The following is a 21,710-nucleotide window of genomic DNA, read 5'->3' as shown; positions in this document are numbered from 1 at the left end:
TCGGACTAACGACGTCAAGAATCAGGATCGCAAAACAATAGCCGACCGAGACCTTTATGTTCCTTCGCTCGCAAGTGCAGCTGTGGTTTCCATAACACTTGCCCTTCCATTTGGTCGAGCCTGTAGAAATCATTGATCATCTGGCGGCGTGAACCCTGAATCTATATCACTCCATTATTCTTTATCAGTATCGGGTGGCACGAAGCCACGCATGTTATGCATCATGTTTGCATGCAGACGCGCTGATTCGTCAATGCTAAGCAAATCGATCCTACCATTGGGCAAACACCTAACCTTCATTAGGCTATCAGGGCCACGAAGGCCTTTGGCAAAGTGCATGAGCCCCATTCGACACTGTTCCGCCGAATAGCCCATCCGCTCTTCGAATTCGGCCCGTGTGGAGGGTGTTTCGAAAGAATCCATCATGGTAAACCCCCGTGTTAAAAAATATTCAGAACAGCCCTTACGTCCCCATTAACTCGCAACATCCAAGCAATTTTCCAACCAGGGGGAAGCGTAAGCGCTCCCCGATGGACTGCTAGCAGTGCCGCCTCGTAACGGCGACTGCAGCCGGCGCTCATAACGGTGCTGCCATCTCGCCAGTGATATCTGAGAGTCGCAGATGAGGTCGTGCCGATGAGCTGGGTAAACCGGAAAGTAGGAATGGCCGGACTTAGTGAGGCGAAGTACGCTACGACTGGCATAGCTCTGACACAGACAGCCATCTGCTCGTCATTGAAAACAGGCGGAAGCTCAGTGGATTTGAACCCATAGATCGGGGGATAGGGTGCCTGCCTCGGATCTGGTGGCAACAAATGTGAGATGAGCTCAACAAACGCTGGTCTTCCCTCTAATTCGACAAAGCTTTGGAGATCCAAAAACACCAAGCCATCGCAGGACGGCCGGTAATGCTGCTCCGTTCCATTTTCGAGCGCACTCACCAGGCCGGCGAGCAACTTGTTACCATCTTTCGGTGACGAAACGGTGCTTGGGTTATAGGTGCGGAGCTCCGCCTCTATTGCCAAAAATGTGTCGACAGGCATGGGACGAAACAGTGCTGTGTTCAGGCTATAGCGTATTTTCCCAGCCCAACGATCTGTCGAAAGATGACTAGGCTCCCCGAAGCCCTCGGCGACCTTCGTCTCTAGTTGCTTCGCCACATCCACGGAAAGGGGCAAACAGCTTTTGGCAACGACCGCCTCCATTTGCAGTATAGATGCCTCAGTAAATACACCGAGCTCTGCTAACGTATACCAAAGCTCGTGAAGTTCCTGCGGAAAATAATCAGGCACTTCTTTATTCTCGGCAGGAACGGATGCCGGGTGTTCAGCAACACTTGAGCTCATTGCCGACACAACCTCAGCCGCACCGGCGCCGCCCTGCTCACTCGCCCGTTGCGCAATGCGCAAGAGCGTGACAAACCTGCCCACGTGACGGCACTCCGCTAACACATCAGCGATAACGACATGCGGCGCTATCCGCTGCCACAACAAGGTCGGATTGCGGTGCGAGAGCACGTCAAATACCGCTGCGGCGATATCTGCTCGGCTGCGCGGATCCATTGAAAATGCAAGCTTCACCAGTTGAGGCAGCCATGTGTCGTTAGCAGAGGCTAACCAAAGCAGCATCGCCGCGCCGCTATCTCGACGTTCCCAAGCAGGATGATCAAGTGTCCAGAGCAGCAGTTCAAAAAGGGCTTCCGTGGCATCCATCAGTGAACCGTTGAGGTACTCAAACGCCGCACTCGACGCCTCACCCACCATTTGCCCAACATGTTCGATGGCAATGCCAAGCAAGGCGGCTTGTTGCGTAGCGTCAACCTTAGCGGCTACCACGTCGATGAGGTGGGATGCGACCCACCAACGCTGAGCATGGCGCTCTTCGAGCATCAGGGGACCATAGAGACGCGCTAACTCGTTGCCGTCTTGAACCACTGATTTGATCAAATTCTCTGCGGCACTCCCAGTATGGGTTTTCGACCAAATGGACCAGCCTCCAGCTTGCAGCTTCCGCAGGACGTCAATGCACGTATTGACCGCGGCGGACGAATTCCGACGCCGCAGGAGGGAGCGTGCAACCTCCAGTGAAGCGCGAGCCTCTTCTTCAACCGACATCTTTCCGAAGAGACCTGGACGGTACAGTTTATCCTTGCTTGCATCGGAAGAACTTGGCTGGACTTCTGGTTTGTCCGTCCCGGCTTGGGTTGTCCTACGCAATGCCGGGGTCAGCCCAAACATGGAGGCGAGTTGCTCAAGGCGGGCCGGCCCTAGGTGAGTTTCGGTTTCCTCCAACAAGCGCGTAAAGTCCGACTTCACATTGGGAGGCAATAGAGGAACCAGCGCGTTAAGCAGCATCCACGCCCGTTCTGAGTACATGCTTTGAGCGATCACGTGGATTCGTCGAATGGCCCAAGCCACATTAGCTGGATCATCTGCGAACTCAGCAATTATGAGTGCGTATTCTTGGCCCCAGTCACCCAGGTGTCGTTCATCCCCATGCTGGTACACCTCAAGTAGGGCCCAGCGAACACGCCAGTTAGCCTTGGTCGACACCTGACGAAGCAAAGCCAGCAGCGCCGCCTGCTCTTCCAGCGCACCTCCAGGGAATCGCATACCAATCAGAGGTGAAACCCTGTCCAGATTGCCGGCTGCTGCTTGCACAAACAGTTCCGCCAATGACCCGCAGGACTGATGCTTGAAATATTGAATGGCGTCAGCGTACAACGATCGCCGACAGAGTTGAGCGATGAAGCAGCCCTTGTCCGCCCGAACATAACGCTGAAATGTCATTTCCCCACTGGCTCGCTCCAGGTAAGCGGCAATCTGAGCAAGCGATGCAGCTGGTACTGCCGATTCAACAGGGAGGGACTCCAGGGTACTGGACATCAGAGAGAGCTGGTCCTCTTTATACCAACTCGGGCCCATCGAAAAACGCAGCGCCGACTGGTAGGTATTGAACGCCTCTTCCGCCGAGTCTAGCCGCGCAAGAAGAGGGACAATGCGCAGTAGCTCCGGCACGAGCTCAAATCTGTTCTCGACATTAGCCTCGACATAGTCCCTCCAACGGATCACCAGATTGAACAGAGCGTCAGCCGTGGCACCCTCAAGCTTCGCAGCAATGAACTGCTCGGCAACAACTGCTAGCGTCTGGCGAAAACCTTCGTTGTAGAGGCCTAACTGGCTGTCAAATGCCTCATCGAGCATCAGCAGAAACACTGAAACCTGCAGGGGGAAGCAGTCCAGCATCAATTTTGCCAAGCGCTCGTGCAGCAAGGGAATGACGGTTTCTGGGATGGTATAGGCGCCCTGCCATTGGATTCGAGAAGCCAGTGGAAAGAAGCATGACGGCAGAACGACTTCCGCCATAAATGACCAGACTTGATCAAGCGCTGCATGATCACCGGCTGCCTTGGCTCTTCGCGCGGCCCCATCGCTCCAAGCAATTGCGCAAGCAATCGACTGCAGCGATCCTTCCCAGTCATCACTCTTGAAGATTTGGACCACTGGCGTTGCCAGGGCTTCATTCAGAAAGCAGCTTGCGCGCAGTTGCTGATAAGACTCATGAAATCCTACGACATCGGGATCAGCACGGTTAGTCTTGTAAAAAGTCAGCATCTCTCTGGTGCCCACAACCCCCACTGAGCACTTGCTTACTAAGCGCCCAGTTGCGCCAGTTTCAATCAGCGTATCAACAAAGATCAGACGCGCGTCCTTAGGGGACAGCGGCGCATCCCTGAAGATCTCCAGGTCGGACAGCAGCCGGTCAATTACCTCTCTTGGCAGCCGTACGCCGTACATCCGCGAGTTCATTTCTGCATGAATCAGTATCTGTAGCAGCGACTGTAAAACCTGTGCGGGATCTTTGTCAGGGAGTTTAAGCTGCGAGACGGGCCTATACTGGCTATTCAGGCAGAGCGCTGTGCCCCTCAGGTTGCCAGTCAGCTGCAGCAGAATTTCGAACTGCCCCTCGACGGAGAACGGAGTGTTGGGAGCGCGCACAATCCCCTTCACAACCGCGTTAAGAAAATTGTTAACAGGCGGTTGCCCACCAGCAGCTATTGCCAAGCCAAATCCGTGTAACCGCAATTGGACCGTATCGATCAACAGGTCAGTCTCGATGCTGCCTTCGGTTTGCCATTGCTCAAAGATCGCAAGAAGTGTGAGTTCAACCTTTTCCAGAAGGATTAAAGCTTCGCGAGTATTGCCCATCCGGGTCAGTGCGTTGACGACTTTGAATGCCTGGTGAGCGTCGACTATGAGCCGTTCGTTACGAATGACATGGCGCAGCGCTTCCTCGGTTTTCCCGAGCGCAAGTAACGCCAGCGCCACCAACTCAGCTGATTGCGCGAACAGGGTGTCGTAACGAAAGGTCAATCGTTGGGACAAAAGCAGTAATCGGACCATATCGGTGGCCGTACCGATACGCGTGGCTGCGCTAAGCGTTTCGTCGATGTCACTTAGCAGTACATCAGGCTCTGCCCCGAGCAAAACGGAGGCGTCCACCCATGCTTGCTGACATCCTTGAATTGCCTGCAATTGCGACTGCGTTCCTCCGAGCAGGCCGTGATAGATCCTATTCAGCGACCCGTAGTCGCCGCTTGCAGAGCCGTTGCAGAAGGTCGCCAGTCTCTCCTGCAAGAGCTGGTCCACGGCTGATGTTTTGTGCGCAACAAATTCCGAAAAGGATGGATGATATATCTCGGTGCTACCCGAATGAGAGAGTAAGTGCTGGATTCGAGTCAGCGTTGGTATGTAGACCGCACTCTCAGTCGGCAAAAGCGTGGCTGTCAGGTCAGTGACAGAGATTCCCCAACGCAGCCGAGCAATAATGCCGAGCAGGTTAACCGCGTCCTTGTCCGGCAGTAACTGACCCCATAGGGTCTCGTAGTAGTCCTGGATGGCCCCACTAAATGCGGGCAACTGAGCGATATCGCCTTCGCTCGCGCCCCCGTTCACCATATCCGCCAGATAGCGAAGGTAAAGTGGGTGGCCCTTGGCCCGCTCGCACAGCATGGTCACCAGATTCGACGTGACCACTCCAGGATCGAGCAACTCGACGCACAGCCCACGCTGACTCTCGTATTCGAGGGCAGGAAGAGTCAGGCGTTCAGCGGCTTGCAACAGCGAGCCAATGCCGCTTGCATGCGCGTCCAAGCCTACGCCAGTAATCACTATCACGAGCCCACGAGGCAGTGCCAATGGGAGAAGGCTTACAAAGCGCTGGAGACTATCCGTGCTCACGCCGACAGCTTCATTCAAGCCGTCGATAAACAGCACACCGATCTTGCCCGCCGCAGCGCAACGGTTGGCCAACGCCTGAAGAGCCTCATGAGTGTTCCGGATAAGTTGAGGGTATGTGAGCTCCCGCAATCTGGCCGGCTTGCCGCTCACGTCCATCGACAACAATGAGTTTACCCAGTCAAAGAATACTTCTGGCTGAGCCTGGTGCGCGGGCGTTATCCCTCGACCGCGCTCCGAAAACGCATAAATCCCCAATACTTCGAGTGGCGGGTTTTTGGGTTCGTACCGCCTGCAGTACGTCGACTTGCCAATGCCATGCGCGCCCTCTATAACGAGGTACCCTCCATTCGCGCTCGCCAGTCGGGTTTCAAACTGCCCGTCAAATTCAGGTCGCAAACCATGTGGAGCGCTTATCCCAGCTTCGGCGGAGATTTCGGGAAGCATGCCATTGGCATCGAGGAACGCTCGCAGCTTATCGGTGCTGAGTGCCGCTAGGGCTGTGTCGACATTCAGCCTCAGCATGCCTCGACAAACGCGGCCAACCATCAGGGCTGCACCTGACAGTCCGTGATAGCCTGAAAGATGGGTGCCCGGCGTGACCGAGAGATCGAGGTCCACTCCATGGACCAATTCGCCCAAGGCCTGCTGGACTTCACCGTTGAGGGCGTGTCCAAGATCAAGCTTGGTCGCAGGATAGCCGAACGCATACCATTTCTCGCCCACTCGGGGGAGGCTGACATCTATTGCAATGGGCTCCACATTCAGAGGAACAGGCAGGCGAAGCAGGCAGACGTCGAGATCGTCGTCGTGCGCTTCAACAACCACTGTGAATTCAATCGCTGCGACGCCCGCCCCAAAACGCACAGTGATGACCCCTCCCTCCGCGGTGGTAGCTTTTACGCAATGAAGAGCTGTCAGCACGAGCGTGGGCGCAATGAGCCAGCCTGTACCTGCATCCCCTACCCCAGAAATCATGCATGTGGCCTGTTTGACCGCCTCTTCCGTCACGTGTTTGCCTCTCCTATTTGAATCCATTCACCTTCAGGCACATGCACGCTAAAACGCGCGTGGGACTTCGATGTGTAAGTGCGCAACTGCTGCGAGGCTGCGGTTTCGTAGTTAAAATAGATCCTGCGCTCAAAGGCCGCGGGGCGGTCTACGATTTCCGCCAAAACTTCAAAGTCCGGATGACCATGCCGACTGCCATCAGTGGAAATCAGGAAGCAAGGGGCGTCTACCATAGCCAGCAGCTCCACACTGGTGTTGTGATTGCTGCCATGATGGGAAATTTTGATGGCATCAAACAGCTGTATCCCTCCGTCCGTCTGTCGTTGCTTCAGCTCAGCGACCATATCTTCAGCCCAAGCGTCACCTAACAGGAGAACACTCGCCTTCCCTGCCGTAAGCAGGAGAGCGATGGAGCTGCCATTGGCAATCGACGTGTCAGCTGTATACACCTTGGTAAGCTGAAGATCTTTCTGTGCTGCAATCGGTCGAATGCAGGGAGCAGCCGACTGAGAATCATGGGCACACCACATTTCGTAGGCATCATCCACGAGATCGCTGGCCTCCCCCACGCCTCGGTAGCCAAGTTTCTTCATCTCTCTCAGCCACCAGGTTCGAAGGCTCTCCAGCCGTTCGACTGTTGGGCCAAGCACTTTAACCTGTACAGCGTTCGGTAGGTCGAGCGCAGCGACGCGGCTGTCTATGCATTGGGATCCGTCGCCATCATTCCAGTGGTAGCGTTCAATCCTGAGAAGCTTGGCCAGTGAACTGCCTTGCCGGACGCTGATTGGATCGGCCGCACGCTCGGTCGCCAAAGGGAAGCCGCGGCGCTTGATGGATTCGAGGACCCTCGCATCCTGAGGCATGCAAGGTCCCTGAGGCTGGGAGGATAAGGAGCGCAGACTGTTGTGCCAGACGGCGTCCACTTCAATGCCTCGGCTGTCGGGGCAGCCATTGGCCGAAAAGAATGCTAGGAGCCCACCTATATGATCCGCGTCAATATGGGTGCACACCACCAGACTGATTCGATTGCCTTGACGGGAAAGCTCAGCTAAATCCTGGGCGATGTAATTTGTATATGTACTTGCAAATCCTCCATCAACCAACAAGTGATTGCCATTCGCGTTGATGAGAAATGCGTCACCGTTCTTGGACGGGTACATTTTCAGGCTGAGCATACTTCGCAACTAACGTCTAGTTAAGGGGACAGCAGTTTAATGGATGAAATCCTAGCAAGGTGAAGACATTTTGAAACGCTGCATTCGTGGTCGCGATTTTCCCAGGCTTACGACCCCTAAAGCCCCTTCGGCGCTCCGATAATGACGGTTTCAGCGGCGGATTGAACTGGTCAAGTATCCCGGACACCTGTTAAGGGCGATATGATTTCGGCAACTTGGAGGCTCCATGAACGAAAGAAAGGTCTATTCCCGCGAGTTCAAGTTGCGTGCTGCCAGCATCTGGGGATCCAAGACTTCCAATTACCTTAAAGGAACCGTTGGTCATGGGGAGTCAGCAAGAGCCGCAAACAACAGGGGTCTGGATTTTCAAAGAGCAGGATGCAGAAGGCATTCTCACCGGGCGAATTACCACATTCGAAGGCGTGGAGCTACAGCCGCTGAGGTACTCCGACCTTGCCGGCATGAAGCTTGATGGACCGGTCAACATCCCGTTGAACTGGTCCGGGGCGCGCATCGTCGAAAACGACATTCTAGAGCTGTCTATCGGGGACATGGCCAACCTTCGCACCCACCTAGAAAGCCAATATGCGAATAAGGCCATAGGCCTGGTCCGCGGTGGTTGGTTGCCATCTGGATTGGCCTTGCGTGAGGACATGGTGGTAATGCCCGATCGTTGCACGATCAGCGAGCTTGCGTCGCGCTACCGAGACGGGAAAAAGACCCGTGCTGGAGAGGATTTCCTCGATCTATTCCAAGGCAAGCCCGTACGGATCCATCCTGGGCTGTTCGCCTTGGAAGGCAACAAACGGCGGATCCCCACCCCCCAACAAGTCGCTGAGCAATGGGCCGAGGCCAGTAGAAAGGTCCGGGTGGCATTGCCGGAGGCCCAGCTCACCCCGGACTCCGCGGTCGAAGGTCTTGTCGGGCTGCTGGAAGACATGCGCGAGAGTATGGCGCGCAAAGTGCAGTTCTTGTGTCAGGTGGCTCCGAGGCTACAGTCCCCCATCAGCTCCCGCCGTCGCGCAGAGATCTGGCGTCAGGTGCTTGAGGTTGCCCATGACTGCGGCCTCCAGCGACATACGCTGGTCGTGCTTGCCGCCCTGAGCATTGTTTGTGTCGAGAACGGCGCTGGTCCGGCCAAGCGCCTGATCAAGCCGTCCAGACATTACTCCGCTGAGGACGCTTACAACGCTCTGGCAGATTTGCGCGCTTTGGAACTGCTGATCAATTTTTATGCCTTGTTCCCACAAGAACAGATCATGCTCTGCACAGGAGACAAAAATCTTGCCCTGTTCTGGGCGGGAATCCGCGCTTCCGGCTTCATGCGAGGCGCCAACGGGTCCGTCATCTATACACTATCGCCCGTCGAAGCGCTGTTGCCGAATGTCACACCTAACCTTTGGGAAGCATACATGTCGGCGTAAATGTATGGGGGACCCGGCTTAGGTGTAATGCTCTTTTAGATCCGCAAAGGAACCTAGAATGGAAAACCATAAACAGTGGCGACTTTTCAACATTGACTCACTGATCCAGGAGCTCAAGGGCGAAGCACCCGACGGCCCAACAATCGATTTATACATCGCCTCGCTGGCCTTCAAAAATTTTGATTTTGTTGCCAAGCGACTACCATTCGTCATTGAAAGCGTGACCCACGAAGAAGTGATCTGGCAGAAGCTTGTTCAAACTGCACCGTTGAAATTCTGGATTCGTGACACACAGGAAGCGGTACTTGTGTTTATGCAGACCGAACATTGCGGTTGTCTGCGCACCTATCGCTTCGAGCGCGAACGGGGTATTGCCGCCAATGAAGTGGATGTACTCGACTGGATAACACTTCCCACAACTAGGGCACTTTATGACCGGTTAAATACGCAGGCAGCCATTTCCGTGCACCAGGCTTGGCACACCTGGATGACGCAAACCACTCTGGAGCCAACAGCTTTGGCTGAAGGTCGCTTTCAGAACACCTCGGTCTCCCATTCAGTGATCCTCTCCGGCATAGGCAATTGTGTAGCCTGTATGGCACCCGCAGTTGCCAGTGCTCGTACAACAATAGGATGCGATGCCGACAAAGGTGTACTTATTCAATTGCCGCTTTGCGGGCCCCATCTAGAAATCGCGCGGGCACACCCTAGCGTGATGCGATTCCTTGAAACACTCTTTTCAATGTCGCTGAACATCCCGGATGTAGAGCGCAGCGACGCAATTCCCGATGATCTGATTGCGCATCTGCACGCACTGGTCGCCGAGGGGTTGGGCGGCAGTGTGGGAACGGCTGAAAAGCGTCGACGTGGCTGGCACTTGAGAGTTCAGCTATCCGGAGGATGGCATTGGTTACTGCGGTTGAACACGCTGATGGACTACGCCTACATGTTGTACAAGCCTGGGGAAACCAAGGAGGTGTACCGCGCGGACTCCGCACCGGACCATCCGGACTTGCCATTTTTTCCAGACCATGAGCATTCCAGACCTTACAAGAAAAGTGACTCGACGGCGCCCAGCTTCTTGTACGGCAATCCGCTTTTTGATCTCAAGCGTTTACGGGGAATCGGGCAAGAGCTGCGCAGTGATTGACGGATGAGGAGCGAGGTCATACCTGCCACCGACATACTGCTTGCCCCCCCAAAGATGAAGTGCCCCCATCATGGGCAGCGTCGACAGACGCTCCCTCTTACACTTACGCCTACGATCAAGGCTTTTGCGGACAGATCGAAGCGTAAGCACAGGTAAGGCAGTGGTAGCCTTGTATAGGAGAACGATCTGTACCTCGAAGTTTTTCAGCGGCCTTGAAGACGTTCGTCGAATTGATCCTATTCGACGGGATACAGTTTTCCTGCCGACCACTGGTAAGCGAATGCAGGGTCAAAGATCGGCGCTGCCGGCCGCCCATGTTGGTCATCATCGGACGGACGTGTTTGACGTCGTACATCACCGCCATACCAGTCCGAAGCCAATGGATAGTTCCGCTCGGCTCCTCAAGCATCCAGGGTAGCGAAATCGTCAAGCCATTCACCACAGCGTTTTGGCTTGGCAGGTAAGAGGCGCCGGTAGCTTGCTGGATGCTCACTCCAGCACTGAACGCGCGCCAACCATCGTTGACCAGGAATTGATCTTCATCCGGCATCGGCAGTGATTTTTCCATCCAGCCTTTCCAGAACGCGTCTCCTGCTGACAAACCATCTCTGAACGCGTACTCCAATCCCGCCAGGACGCCAGATCGGGCCCTCATGGAGAGATCAATCTCTTGCTCTGCGGGCAACGTCAGTTCATGCGCGTAGTGGTACTTCAGTGGGCAGCTCAAGAATGAATCAAATGCCGCAAAGGCGACCGTTGCCGCGGCACTGGTTGGCGGCACGGCGGCGCGCCCGGCAACCCGCACTGCCCGCCCTATGTGCACCGAGACCAGGTTAGGATCTTTTACCAGCGAGGGGATGTTCTGATTCTCCGTGCAGGTGTAGATATTCAGACGATCCTTGGCTCTCGAGAGCGCCACGTACAGGAGGTTGTTACGTTCAATGGCTTCCTCCTTACGGCGTTGCTGCGAGGTGCTGTTCAGCACCTCTGGAGGAAGAAGCACCTCGTTGTGATTCTCTCTTTGCCCCGACACCTCGGCACCGAAACGGGACTTCTCCACGTTGGCCACGTGCACGATGGGAAATTCAAGTCCCTTACTGCCGTGGATGGTCATGAGGGTGACGGCATCGATCGCCGCAGCTTCGGGAGGGAGCGCTCGGTCCAATGATCGCTGGTTGATTCTCCGACGCAGGTCTTCACGAACCAAGAACTTGTATAGGGTGGCCTGGCTACCCACGCCATCACCATTGCGGACACCGTAGAGGAACAACCACAGGGCCAATCTTTGAATTTGTGCCGGCGTGGACTGATCAGCCACGTTTGCCAGACCGACCCCTTTCTCGAACAAGAGTTCGCATATGAAATCCCAGGGGCGTGTGCTGCGGGTCATCCGCCCCAGCAAACCTCGGAGCTGGGTGACCACCGCTTCTCCTCTCGGGGTAAGCCCGGCAATGGGCTTGCCTAACCATCTCCCCCGCTGCGATACCACGCCGGTCTTTGACAGCGCCATCAGGGTTTGAATATCAGCCGTCGGCATGCTCAAATCGGGATCATTGAGCAAGCCATATAAAGCTGCCGGGGAACGCTGAGTCAGCAGCTGCATGAGGCAAAGAAATGGCTTAACTTCGGCTCGCTGATACAGGTCGCCGATATGAAGGACGGGAATGCCGGCCCCCTCCAATCCTTTGGCCAACTGCTCGAGCTGTCCATTGGTAGCGCTGATAACACCTTGCGTACCGTACGGATAGCCGTCCAAAACGGCCTCGGATACCTTTTGAGCAACCGTGTTTATCTGCCCGGCGTTGTCCTCGCTCTGAAATAGCATGGGCTTTACGCCAGTGGAGCGCCGGCTAGCAGTGACATTGTCCAATGGCAGATCTTGCTCAAGCACATGATCTGTTCCGGCGCGTCGAACCAAGGCCAAAATTTCAGGTGAGCTGCGGCGGTTAATATCCAGCGAATAGGATTGAATTGAACGCTGGTTTCCGCTTGCGAAGGCGTGCTCAAACCTAAGCAGGCTCTGAATTGATGCACCTCGCCAATGGTGAATAGCTTGGCGGACGTCCCCGACGACCCAGAGATTTTTATGCAACGCACCGAGTCGCTTCACCAGTTCGACCATGACGTAGTTCACATCCTGGTATTCATCTACCAGCACGTGATCGTACTGATCCAAGAACTCTGCAACGGATGCGCGATCCTCAGCCGATTTTCGCGTAGGTATCACGAGCAAGTCAGCGTAATCCACCCAGCCATCACGACGCATCACCTGCTCGTAAGCTCGATAAACCGTAATGATGTCCTGCCGCTCGTTGGCCACTTCCTGTTCAACCGGAGGTAAGCTGGCCAGGAGCCGCTCGTATTCATCGGGCGAAACCAGCTCCTCTTTGAGCCGGTGGATGATCTTGAGTACGTCAGGCAGCCAATCGTAAGGATTTTGCAGCCTGAAGAAATGAGCGAGCTGAATGTTCGGCAGTTCAGCCGCCATCATGCGCACTTGTTGCAACAGATCAGCGATCTTGATCTGGGGTGATAGGTTGAACAGGTTGGCATGCTTGCGCAGAAATTCGAGCCCAAAAGCATGGAAGGTTCCTGCCCATACGTGAGAGGCATCCGGTACGTTACCGACGGTCAGTCGCTCGATCAGTTCCTGAGCCGCCTTGTTGGTAAAGGTCAAGACGAGTATCCGGCTGGCCTGGACTCCATCGTTGATCAAGTGTGCGACACGATGAACCAGAGTTGTCGTCTTACCGGTACCCGGGCCTGCGACCACGTTGACGTAACGTTCGCTGGCCTGTGCGGCAAGACGTTGTGCGTCACTTGGGGTTGGCGCTTGAGTGAGAGCCACTGGAACCATCTCTGGAAGCAGTAGCGCATCTGCCATCTGCTGACGCACAAGCTCTTTCCCCAACCCGAAGTGCGTGCCTATCTGTCTCGCTCGCCACCCGTTCGCCCAAGCTTGATGAACGACTGACCGAGGCAAAAGCAGTTCACGAGCAAAGACATTCGCCTTCAACTCTTGTCGCTCCCAGGCACCGTAGCCATCCACAATGGCCGCCGCGCCACCCGCTGCCTCCGCACCGGCTGAACTTGGAATGCGAGATGGTCTCGGCGCCTGGGGAGAATCCAGATACCAGTGACCCAGCTCGTGCGCGATCAAATACACACGTTCATCCGGCCGTACGTCATTACGAATCAGGATCGTTTTAATCGATCGCAGCAGCACACCATCGCCACCCCCGAGGTCGAAATGATTAGCTGGAACCTCATCAACAGCTAACTCAAGAACGGTCTCGACGCCCGCGAGTAATTCTGCGCTGGCGGGATAGGCTTTACCGCTGGACTCCACTAACGAGGCGCGGACTTCCTGAGCCTTGAGACGCGCGCGATCAAATGGATTCATCCTGATCCTCGAATGCTAACAGTCGACCTTCTTCCGCTTCCGATAGACGTAAAGCCTTAACGGCCTCTGCCCAACTGACGGGCTCCGTGAGCTCTCGTGGGCTGCCATTCGGTGCTTTATAAGATCTCTGGGGCGCTTGTTCGAAATTGAGGGCCATCGCCGCCTCCATGGCCTCTGTGGAGAGCTTCAACTCCTTTGCCATTCTAGCTAACAAGGATTGGGGCGCGCGTGCGATACCACCCAGAACTTGGTTGACCAGCGCCCTAACGTTACCTATTCCGATTGCTTCACCCAGTCGCCCTGCCTTTACCCCAGCGACATTTCTGATTGTCTCACGAGCATGAGTAACCTCCTCGGCTGTTAGCACCTGAGCAACGGTCTCATGAATGTGCTGAACCTCTGGGCAATGGGAGAGTGCTTCTGCAACGAAGAATCCAACGACCTGAGAAGCCGACTTCCTGTACTCCTTAGCAGTCAACTTGATCTCTAGGCTGAAGGATCTATCTAGACGCGCCATCCACTGCTCTGAATCGCCCGAATAGGCATTCATTTTTCGCTCGTACGCTTCAAGCAGCTTCTTTGGGCTTTGATCTTCAATCGCGCCCTCAAATGCATCGAGCCCTTGCTTGACCAGCTGGCGAATAAGCACTGACTTCTTGACGTCGCGGGCATCAGCGACTTTGCGGATCTGCTCATGCATCGCCTTGCTGGTGTAGACGCCAATCGTCTGCATAGCTTCTTTCGTGGAGTTTGCAGCCTCTCGAGGGGCTTGTGACGCCTGAGGTACCGATGGCACATAGCATCTTTCCATTGCGATCTCCTTGGGCGTTCCATCCTGGACAGAGAAGACGTGACCTGCTTGCTCTAAACAGTCAGCAATAGCCGAAATACTGACGGTTGCTGATAGCTGAGCCATTACCTGTCGAGCAAGCGACTCAGGGCTCTGAGCCTCCACTTTCAAGGTTTGACCGTCAGGTAATGGGAGCAGGCATTGATGCTTCCCTGCCGATCCACTAAAGGTGCCAGCGCTAGAAAGCCATGTCAGGTATTCACCCCACATTCTGAGCGGTGCGGAGGTCAAATTGATATCACTTTTCATGGTAGGCTTGGTCATCATGGACGCGTGGGTGTATCGTAGTTGCGCTCTGTATATCAACTTTATATCACCTGAGCCAGTAGGGACACAATTGATCGACGCTCATTTTTCGGCCGCCGTGCGCAGCGGAGTAGCGCAGTGGATGCAAACGAACTCAATCGAGGACTGCCAAAAGGCACTTGCCGATCCTGTCCAGCTGGCGACCGAGCTCACGCCACCCGTGTTGGCAGCGCTGATTGAGGCCGGCACTTCGCTGCATGCTCTTCAAGAGCGAGCCTGGATACACCCAGTAATCCATCTGCGCAACGTTTTTGAAGCGACTGCTCTGCCCGAAACGCCTTCAGCCTTCGTACCTATCCCGGAGCATCCGGCCACGATCGCTGCGCGCGCCGCAGCCATCGTTGCACTCGCGATGCTGAATGCGCAGACGGTTTCCTATGGCTCTGAAAATGATGGCCACCTCTTTGTCAACCTCGTCGTCCTGCCTGGAGATGGCGATTTTGCCAACAAGTCCAAAGGCGACATGCGTGGTCACACCGACGGCGTTTATTTCCCCATACGGGGACAAGAACATGAGCTTGAGAAGCGATTTGCCCCGTCTCCTGATTTTGTCTGCCTTAGTGGATTACGCAATCCCGACAGTGTGAGTACGACGGTGATGCCACTGAGCTCGGTGCTTGCCCTGCTCTCTCCCAAGGATGTAGAAGAGCTGACAAAGCCCCAGTATGTCCTCAGGCCGCAAAAGACCTTCAGGGTGGGTTTCAAGAAACTCTTTGGCAGTGACTGCCAATTCCTAAAACCCTTGCCTGGAGTCCAGTTGCTCTTCGTAGGAGACAATGGTCACTGGATTCGCTTCAGCCACAGTGCTGCAGTGGCGGAAGATGATTCATCGCCAGCTAGCCAAGCCATAGGGCGTTTCGAGCAAGCCTGCCTGAAATGTGCCGATTCAGTGGTAGTAGCGCCTGGGGATGTGGTCATCGTCAACAACCGTATTGGTCTTCACGGGCGTTCCGAGGTTGGCGGGGAACCGGGCGGAACGTCGCGATGGCTGCTTCGAACCTACGGCCTGGATGTTGAAGATCTCAGTGAACAGCAACGCTACAGTGATAGCGTTTTCAAACTGTACCCTTGATCCTCCAACGGAGGAGATAGCCGCTCTGCTGTACACCCGACACCGACAGCAAAGGCGACCACTCCTGTTGTTAGATAGCGCAAAAAATTTGCGTCACGAGCAGCTGCGCCTGTTCACTTGGAGCTCATTTTAACTGCACCTCGTGCAAGATCGGGACACGCTTTCGAGGGTGGCCACAACATCCTCCACCGACCTGGCTGCCCTTGCTTCTCTTGCTGCAGGCGAGGACACCTTGAACAGCAAAGTGCCGCGATCTTCTACACAAGAACTGTTGCTGATGGTTTCATTCGCTGACGCAACAGACCGGCACCCTGGATGGCTCAAGCAAGCAGCGCCACGAGCAAGGAAACGACATTCACCGAAAGGACTCAGCAATGAGCACAAAACGCCAATACAGGACATTTGACAAGCAAAACGAAGCCTTGGATTTCACCTTTTCCTACAATGATGAAGAGACCGCAGCACTGCACGCACAGTTGAACAATTCGAGCGCTATCACCGAGAACGAATTGCGCCGCGTATCTCTGTGGAAATCCAACAGAGTACTCTCGGTACCGCCTGCAACCCTTGAAAAACTCAATGCCCTCGCGACCATCCCAAATATTTCCCTGAAAGATCCACTCGTAAAGGACGTCATCGACCAGCTCGTCCTCGCACAGGGCATCGGCTTCCCGATGGCGAGTTCGATACTCAAGTTCATCAGGCCAGACCTGTTTCCCATCATCGACGTCAGAGCCTACAGAGCATTGACTGGCACAAAGCCTTACTACGGGACCTACAACTACAAGAAATACATCGCCTATGCCGAGCAACTGACTGACCTGGCCCGGCAGCTTAATCGCCCACTGAGGGAGATTGACGAGCAGCTGTATTGCTATGACGAAAAACATAACGGAAAAATCTAAAACAGCCTTGATCGCCATGAATGGATGCAACGCTTACTGCCCGCGCACTCTGGGAAAAGCCTCAGCTCGAAGCAGGCCTTGAAATACGCCTGAAAAAGTGGCCGCAATGGACGCGACGCGGACTTCGAGGATTCAGCGGTCGCAACCTCGGTGTCTCAGGGCCTGACGACAACAGCCGGCAAACCCCGTTGAGTCAAATGCTCAAACCGACGAAAAAGCCAGATTGCCCGGATCAATACAAAGCGACTGCTGGTCGCCAATGATCCAAACCAGGCTAAGTCGCCGACATCGGTGCCTCGGTGCTACAGATAATTCGCTGAAATATGCCGGGTCAATGCGGTGCCTCACAACACTCCTCCAGACGCCGAAGCCAACTAGATCCAGAATATCCGTGGGAGTAAATGTGGGAGTATTTTTTCGGACATGAAAAAGCCCAACCGGTGAAGATTGGGCTAAGTCATTGAAAAATATGGTCGGGACGGAGTGATTCGAACACTCGACCCCTAGCACCCCATGCTAGTGCGCTACCGGACTGCGCTACGCCCCGACTGGTCTTGCAACTCGTTCTTCATCTCGAAGAACGCTCAAGAATATAGCGCAAGCGTTTGAAAACTGGAAGTATTCAAACGCTGCTTTTTATTTCTTGAGAACCACCAGCACATCTTCCAATTCGGCAATCATCTGCCGAATCATCTGCTTGTATTGGGTCGTGTCGTCTTTGGCTTCATCGCCGGACAGGCGCAAGCGTGCGCCGCCGATGGTGAAACCCTGATCGTAGAGGAGCGCGCGGATCTGCCGGATCATCAGCACGTCCTGGCGCTGATAATACCGGCGGTTTCCGCGGCGTTTGACGGGGTTGAGTTGAGGAAACTCCTGCTCCCAATAGCGCAGCACGTGTGGCTTTACGGCACACAGCTCGCTGACTTCACCGATGGTGAAGTAGCGTTTGCCCGGGATGACGGGTAGTTCGTCGTTATGACTTGGTTCCAGCATAAGCCTCAACTCGGGCCTTCAACTTCTGCCCTGGACGAAAGGTGACCACACGGCGAGCCGTGATCGGGATTTCTTCCCCCGTTTTCGGGTTGCGGCCAGGCCGCTGGCGTTTGTCCCGAAGGTCGAAATTGCCGAAACCGGACAATTTGACCTGCTCGTTGTCTTCAAGAGCGTGCCTGATTTCCTCGAAAAACAGTTCTACCAATTCCTTGGCTTCCCGCTTGTTCAGGCCCAGCTCTTCATACAGACGTTCCGCCATCTCAGCTTTCGTCAAAGCCCCCATACGTCACTTCCTTAACGTGGCGTTCAACCTTTGTTCGAGCGAGGTGAGGATATTTTGCGTCGTCGAATTCACCTCATCGTCATTAAGAGTGCGCGATGGATGCTGCCAGGTCAAGCCAACTGCAAGGCTTTTTCTATCAGGATCAATGCCTTTACCCTGATACACGTCAAACAGCCTGAGATCCGTGAGCCATTCGCCTGCATTTTCACGGATTACGTCCAGTACGGCCGCGGACGCGACGTCTTTGTGCGCAATCAGTGCAAGGTCACGACGCACTTCAGGAAAGCGCGACAACTCGTGGAATTTCGGCATTTTACCGAGTGCCACTTCAGCCAGAACCAGCTCGAAAACGAAGACCGGACGGTCCAGACCCAAGGCTTTCGACAATTCCGGGTGAATGGCGCCGATGAAACCGACTTCACGCCCTTCGCGCTCGATGCGCGCGGTTTGACCCGGGTGCAACGCAGGGTGTTTGCCCGGAGCGAAGGTGAACGAATCCAGTGCACCGGCGAAGCCGAGCACCGCTTCCACATCAGCCTTGACGTCGAAGAAATCAACCGTGTCGCGACCTTGCGCCCAACCTTCCGGCAGGCGGCTACCGCAAACCACGCCGGACAGCATCGGCTCTTGCTTCAGGCCTTCGAGCTTACCAACGAAGCGCAGACCGCTTTCGAACAGACGCACGCGATCTTGCTGACGGTTGAGGTTGTGCTGCAGCGCCTTGACCAGACCCGGCCACAGCGACGAGCGCATGGCTGCCATGTCATTAGAGATCGGATTGGCCAGCAACAGCGGCTCGACGCCCGGACTGAACAGTTCGAACTGACGCGGATCGATGAAGCTGTAAGTGATCGCTTCCTGATAACCACGCGCTACCAGCAGGCGGCGCAGTTCCGGCAGATCGCTACGCGCTTCGGCTTTGGCTTGCGGCGCCAGACGCGCTTGCGGGTAACGAACCGGCAGACGGTTGTAGCCGTACAGACGCGCCAGTTCTTCGATCAGATCGACTTCCAGACTGATGTCGAAGCGATGGCTTGGCACTTCTACGCGCCACTGGCCTTCGCCATCGGCAGTAATACCTAGACCCAGGCCGCCGAGCAAACGCTCAACCTGGGCGGAATCCATTTCCATACCCAGCATCTGGGTGATGCGCTGGGAGCGCAGAGTGATCGGCGCGATCGACGGCAGATGTTGCTCGCTGACGGTCTCGATGATCGGGCCGGCTTCGCCGCCAGTGATGTCCAGCAGCAGGCCAGTGGCGCGCTCCATGGCTTCACGGGCCAGTTGCCAGTCAACGCCACGCTCATAGCGGTGCGAAGCATCGGTGTGCAGGCCGTAGGAGCGAGCCTTGCCAGCAACAGCGATCTGGTCGAAGAACGCACTCTCCAGGAATACGTCGCGAGTCGTCGCAGAGACGCCGCTGTGTTCGCCGCCCATCACACCGGCAATCGCCAGCGCGCGGGTGTGGTCGGCGATGACCAGCGTATCGCTACGCAGACTGACTTCCTGACCGTCGAGCAGAACGAGCTTCTCGCCCTCTTCCGCCATGCGCACACGGATGCCGCCGTTGATTTCGGCGAGATCGAAGGCGTGCAGCGGCTGACCCAGCTCGAGCATCACGTAGTTGGTGATGTCGACGGCAGCGTCGATGCTGCGCACGTCGGCGCGACGCAGACGTTCCACCATCCACAGCGGCGTTGGCTTGGACAGGTCAACGTTACGGATAACGCGGCCCAGGTAACGCGGGCACGCGGCTGGGGCCAGCACTTCTACCGAACGCACTTCGTCGTGCGCGGCAGGAATGGCCATGACCACCGGACGGGTGACCGGCGCGGCATACAGTGCGCCGACTTCACGGGCCAGACCGGCCAGGGACAGGCAGTCGCCGCGGTTCGGGGTCAGATCGACCTCGATGCTGGCGTCTTCCAGATCCAGGTACACACGGAAGTCTTCGCCCACCGGTGCATCGACCGGCAGCTCCATCAGACCGTCGTTGCCTTCACCGATCTGCAGCTCGGCTTGCGAGCACAGCATGCCGTTCGACTCGACGCCGCGCAGCTTGGCCTTCTTGATCTTGAAGTCGCCCGGCAGCTCAGCGCCGATCATGGCGAACGGAATCTTCAGGCCCGGACGCACGTTTGGCGCACCGCACACGACCTGGAAAGTTTCCGCGCCATTGCTGACCTGGCACACACGCAGCTTGTCGGCATCAGGGTGTTGCTCGGTGCTCAGCACCTCACCCACCACCACACCACTGAAAACACCGGCGGCCGGGGTCACGCTATCGACCTCAAGGCCCGCCATCGACAGACGAGCAACCAGCTCGTCGCGATTTACCTGCGGGCTAACCCAGCCACGCAGCCATTGTTCACTGAATTTCATCCTGCTCTCCTAAGAATTCGTTACGACTAGCGAAATTGCGCGAGGAACCGCAAGTCGTTGTCGAAGAACAGACGCAAGTCGTTCACGCCGTAACGGAGCATGGCCAGACGCTCGACACCCATGCCGAAAGCAAAACCGGAGAACTCTTCCGGATCAATGCCGGACATGCGCAACACGTTCGGGTGAACCATGCCGCAGCCCATCACTTCCAGCCAGCCAGTCTGCTTGCAGACACGGCAGCCTTTACCGCTGCACATCACGCATTCCATATCGACTTCAGCGGACGGCTCGGTGAACGGGAAGTACGAAGGACGGAAACGTACGGCCAGCTCTTTTTCGAAGAACACCCGCAGGAATTCTTCGATGGTGCCTTTGAGATCGGCAAAATTGATGTCGCGATCAACCAGCAGGCCTTCGACCTGGTGGAACATCGGCGAGTGGGTGATATCGGAGTCGCTGCGATACACGCGGCCCGGGCAGACGATGCGGATCGGCGGCTGTTTCGATTCCATGGTGCGGACCTGTACCGGCGAGGTATGGGTGCGCAGCAGCATGTTGGCGTTGAAATAGAAGGTGTCATGCATCGACCGGGCCGGGTGATGGCCTGGGATGTTGAGCGCTTCAAAGTTGTGATAGTCGTCTTCGACCTCAGGGCCTTCGGCGATGCCGTAGCCGATGCGGGTGAAGAACTGTTCAACACGTTCCAGAGTCCGGGTCACCGGATGCAGACCACCAGAGGTCTGGCCACGGCCCGGCAACGTCACGTCAATGGATTCGGCGGACAGTTTGGCAGCCAGTTCGGCTTCTTCAAACAGAGCCATGCGCGCATTGAGTACGCCTGTGACACGTTCCTTGGCAACGTTGATCAGGGCGCCGACTTGCGGACGCTCTTCTGCCGGCAAATTCCCCAGGGTCTTCATCACCTGAGTCAATTCGCCCTTTTTGCCAAGGTATTGAACCCGGATTTGCTCCAGGGCATTGATATCTTCAGCGCTTTGCACAGCCTCTAGTGCTTGAGAGACCAGCGCATCCAGGTTTTCCATGTACAGACTCCAGATACAAAATAGGGGAAGAGCTTGAAGGCTCTTCCCCTATTTAAGACGTTTACCACCCGGCCCCACGGAAGTGAGGCCGGGTGATTGTCGGGGGTACTTAAGCCAAGGTGGCTTTAGCTTTCTCGACAATCGCAGCAAACACCGCTTTTTCGTTCACTGCCAGATCAGCCAGAACCTTACGGTCGATCTCGATGGACGCTTTTTTCAGGCCAGCGATGAAACGGCTGTAGGACAGACCGTTAACACGAGCACCAGCGTTGATACGAGCGATCCACAGAGCGCGGAACTGACGTTTTTTCTGACGACGGTCACGGTAGGCGTATTGGCCTGCCTTGATTACCGCTTGCTTGGCAACACGGAATACGCGGGAGCGTGCGCCGTAGTAGCCTTTAGCAAGTTTCAGAATTTTTTTGTGACGCTTACGGGCAATGACGCCACGCTTTACACGAGCCATGAGTTACTTC

At 55.7% G+C, this 21,710-nt stretch carries 14 protein-coding genes and 1 tRNA gene; 4 read left to right on the top strand and 11 right to left on the bottom strand.

Annotated features, from left to right (window positions below; genetic code table 11):
• Positions 1-174: 174 nt before the first annotated feature.
• The 3 genes from avs1c to avs1a are packed head-to-tail and all read right to left on the bottom strand — an operon-like array spanning position 175 to position 7,423.
• Entirely contained in the window at positions 175-423 is a 249-nt protein-coding gene (avs1c, locus tag BMY54_RS31280; RefSeq protein WP_371914436.1) for an AVAST type 1 anti-phage system protein Avs1c, read from the bottom strand.
• 17 nt (positions 424-440) lie between these two features.
• On the bottom strand, positions 441-6,248 hold the full coding sequence (gene avs1b, locus BMY54_RS11305; RefSeq protein ID WP_175559581.1) for an AVAST type 1 anti-phage system protease Avs1b: 5,808 nt from the start codon (positions 6,246-6,248) through the stop codon (positions 441-443).
• Positions 6,245-7,423, bottom strand: coding sequence for an AVAST type 1 anti-phage system MBL fold metallo-hydrolase Avs1a (gene avs1a / locus BMY54_RS11300; RefSeq protein WP_093432589.1), 1,179 nt, complete (start codon positions 7,421-7,423; stop codon positions 6,245-6,247). The genes avs1b and avs1a overlap by 4 nt, the downstream gene beginning before the upstream one ends.
• 323 nt (positions 7,424-7,746) lie before the next feature.
• On the opposite strand from avs1a, the gene BMY54_RS11295 reads away from it, so the two are divergent.
• Complete coding sequence (locus tag BMY54_RS11295) at positions 7,747-8,847, top strand: hypothetical protein (protein WP_093432180.1); 1,101 nt, start codon at positions 7,747-7,749, stop codon at positions 8,845-8,847.
• Between the two features lie 58 nt (positions 8,848-8,905).
• Entirely contained in the window at positions 8,906-9,997 is a 1,092-nt protein-coding gene (locus tag BMY54_RS11290; RefSeq protein ID WP_093432177.1) for a hypothetical protein, read from the top strand.
• A gap of 115 nt (positions 9,998-10,112) precedes the next feature.
• Here the strand turns inward: BMY54_RS11290 and BMY54_RS11285 are convergent, their stop codons facing one another.
• Entirely contained in the window at positions 10,113-13,400 is a 3,288-nt protein-coding gene (locus BMY54_RS11285) for a UvrD-helicase domain-containing protein (protein ID WP_093432174.1), read from the bottom strand.
• The gene (locus tag BMY54_RS11280; RefSeq protein ID WP_139213400.1) at positions 13,387-14,514 is read right to left on the bottom strand and encodes a hypothetical protein; all 1,128 of its coding nucleotides are present in this window, start codon (positions 14,512-14,514) and stop codon (positions 13,387-13,389) included. Before BMY54_RS11280 ends, BMY54_RS11285 begins: the two co-directional genes overlap by 14 nt.
• A gap of 73 nt (positions 14,515-14,587) precedes the next feature.
• On the opposite strand from BMY54_RS11280, the gene BMY54_RS11275 reads away from it, so the two are divergent.
• Together BMY54_RS11275 and BMY54_RS11270 are read left to right on the top strand one after the other, a co-directional pair.
• The gene (locus BMY54_RS11275; protein WP_256573869.1) at positions 14,588-15,628 is read left to right on the top strand and encodes a TauD/TfdA family dioxygenase; all 1,041 of its coding nucleotides are present in this window, start codon (positions 14,588-14,590) and stop codon (positions 15,626-15,628) included.
• Between the two features lie 374 nt (positions 15,629-16,002).
• Positions 16,003-16,533 (top strand): hypothetical protein, encoded by a 531-nt coding sequence (locus BMY54_RS11270; protein ID WP_093432166.1) that lies wholly within the window; start codon positions 16,003-16,005, stop codon positions 16,531-16,533.
• Positions 16,534-17,003: 470 nt separating this feature from the next.
• Here BMY54_RS11270 and BMY54_RS11265 read toward each other — a convergent pair.
• The 6 genes from BMY54_RS11265 to rplT form a co-directional block, all read right to left on the bottom strand.
• Positions 17,004-17,080, bottom strand: a tRNA-Pro gene (locus tag BMY54_RS11265).
• A gap of 89 nt (positions 17,081-17,169) precedes the next feature.
• Entirely contained in the window at positions 17,170-17,526 is a 357-nt protein-coding gene (locus BMY54_RS11260) for a MerR family transcriptional regulator (protein ID WP_003179985.1), read from the bottom strand.
• Positions 17,507-17,809, bottom strand: a complete 303-nt coding sequence (ihfA, locus tag BMY54_RS11255; RefSeq protein WP_002553164.1) for an integration host factor subunit alpha — start codon at positions 17,807-17,809, stop codon at positions 17,507-17,509. Before ihfA ends, BMY54_RS11260 begins: the two co-directional genes overlap by 20 nt.
• A gap of 3 nt (positions 17,810-17,812) precedes the next feature.
• The gene (pheT, locus tag BMY54_RS11250) at positions 17,813-20,191 is read right to left on the bottom strand and encodes a phenylalanine--tRNA ligase subunit beta (protein ID WP_093432163.1); all 2,379 of its coding nucleotides are present in this window, start codon (positions 20,189-20,191) and stop codon (positions 17,813-17,815) included.
• Positions 20,192-20,217: 26 nt separating this feature from the next.
• Positions 20,218-21,234, bottom strand: a complete 1,017-nt coding sequence (gene pheS / locus BMY54_RS11245) for a phenylalanine--tRNA ligase subunit alpha (protein WP_003226365.1) — start codon at positions 21,232-21,234, stop codon at positions 20,218-20,220.
• 109 nt (positions 21,235-21,343) lie between these two features.
• Positions 21,344-21,700, bottom strand: a complete 357-nt coding sequence (rplT, locus tag BMY54_RS11240) for a 50S ribosomal protein L20 (RefSeq protein ID WP_007913489.1) — start codon at positions 21,698-21,700, stop codon at positions 21,344-21,346.
• Positions 21,701-21,710: the final 10 nt, after the last annotated feature.

It is taken from the genome of Pseudomonas sp. ok266 (assembly GCF_900110195.1).
In the GTDB taxonomy this organism is placed as follows: Bacteria; Pseudomonadota; Gammaproteobacteria; order Pseudomonadales; family Pseudomonadaceae; genus Aquipseudomonas; species Aquipseudomonas neuropathica.
This window is presented reverse-complemented; position numbering and strand designations above follow the sequence as displayed.

Bases quoted from the DNA above. Each gene is read 5' to 3' on its own strand.
- rplT (WP_007913489.1), bottom strand. From the start codon at position 21,700: ATGGCTCGTGTAAAGCGTGGCGTCATTGCCCGTAAGCGTCACAAAAAA.
- BMY54_RS11280 (WP_139213400.1), bottom strand. From the start codon at position 14,514: ATGACCAAGCCTACCATGAAAAGTGATATCAATTTGACCTCCGCACCG.
- pheS (WP_003226365.1), bottom strand. From the start codon at position 21,234: ATGGAAAACCTGGATGCGCTGGTCTCTCAAGCACTAGAGGCTGTGCAA.
- pheT (WP_093432163.1), bottom strand. From the start codon at position 20,191: ATGAAATTCAGTGAACAATGGCTGCGTGGCTGGGTTAGCCCGCAGGTA.
- BMY54_RS11295 (WP_093432180.1), top strand. From the start codon at position 7,747: ATGGGGAGTCAGCAAGAGCCGCAAACAACAGGGGTCTGGATTTTCAAA.
- ihfA (WP_002553164.1), bottom strand. From the start codon at position 17,809: ATGGGGGCTTTGACGAAAGCTGAGATGGCGGAACGTCTGTATGAAGAG.
- BMY54_RS11290 (WP_093432177.1), top strand. From the start codon at position 8,906: ATGGAAAACCATAAACAGTGGCGACTTTTCAACATTGACTCACTGATC.
- BMY54_RS11260 (WP_003179985.1), bottom strand. From the start codon at position 17,526: ATGCTGGAACCAAGTCATAACGACGAACTACCCGTCATCCCGGGCAAA.
- avs1c (WP_371914436.1), bottom strand. From the start codon at position 423: ATGGATTCTTTCGAAACACCCTCCACACGGGCCGAATTCGAAGAGCGG.
- BMY54_RS11270 (WP_093432166.1), top strand. From the start codon at position 16,003: ATGAGCACAAAACGCCAATACAGGACATTTGACAAGCAAAACGAAGCC.
- BMY54_RS11285 (WP_093432174.1), bottom strand. From the start codon at position 13,400: ATGAATCCATTTGATCGCGCGCGTCTCAAGGCTCAGGAAGTCCGCGCC.
- avs1a (WP_093432589.1), bottom strand. From the start codon at position 7,423: ATGCTCAGCCTGAAAATGTACCCGTCCAAGAACGGTGACGCATTTCTC.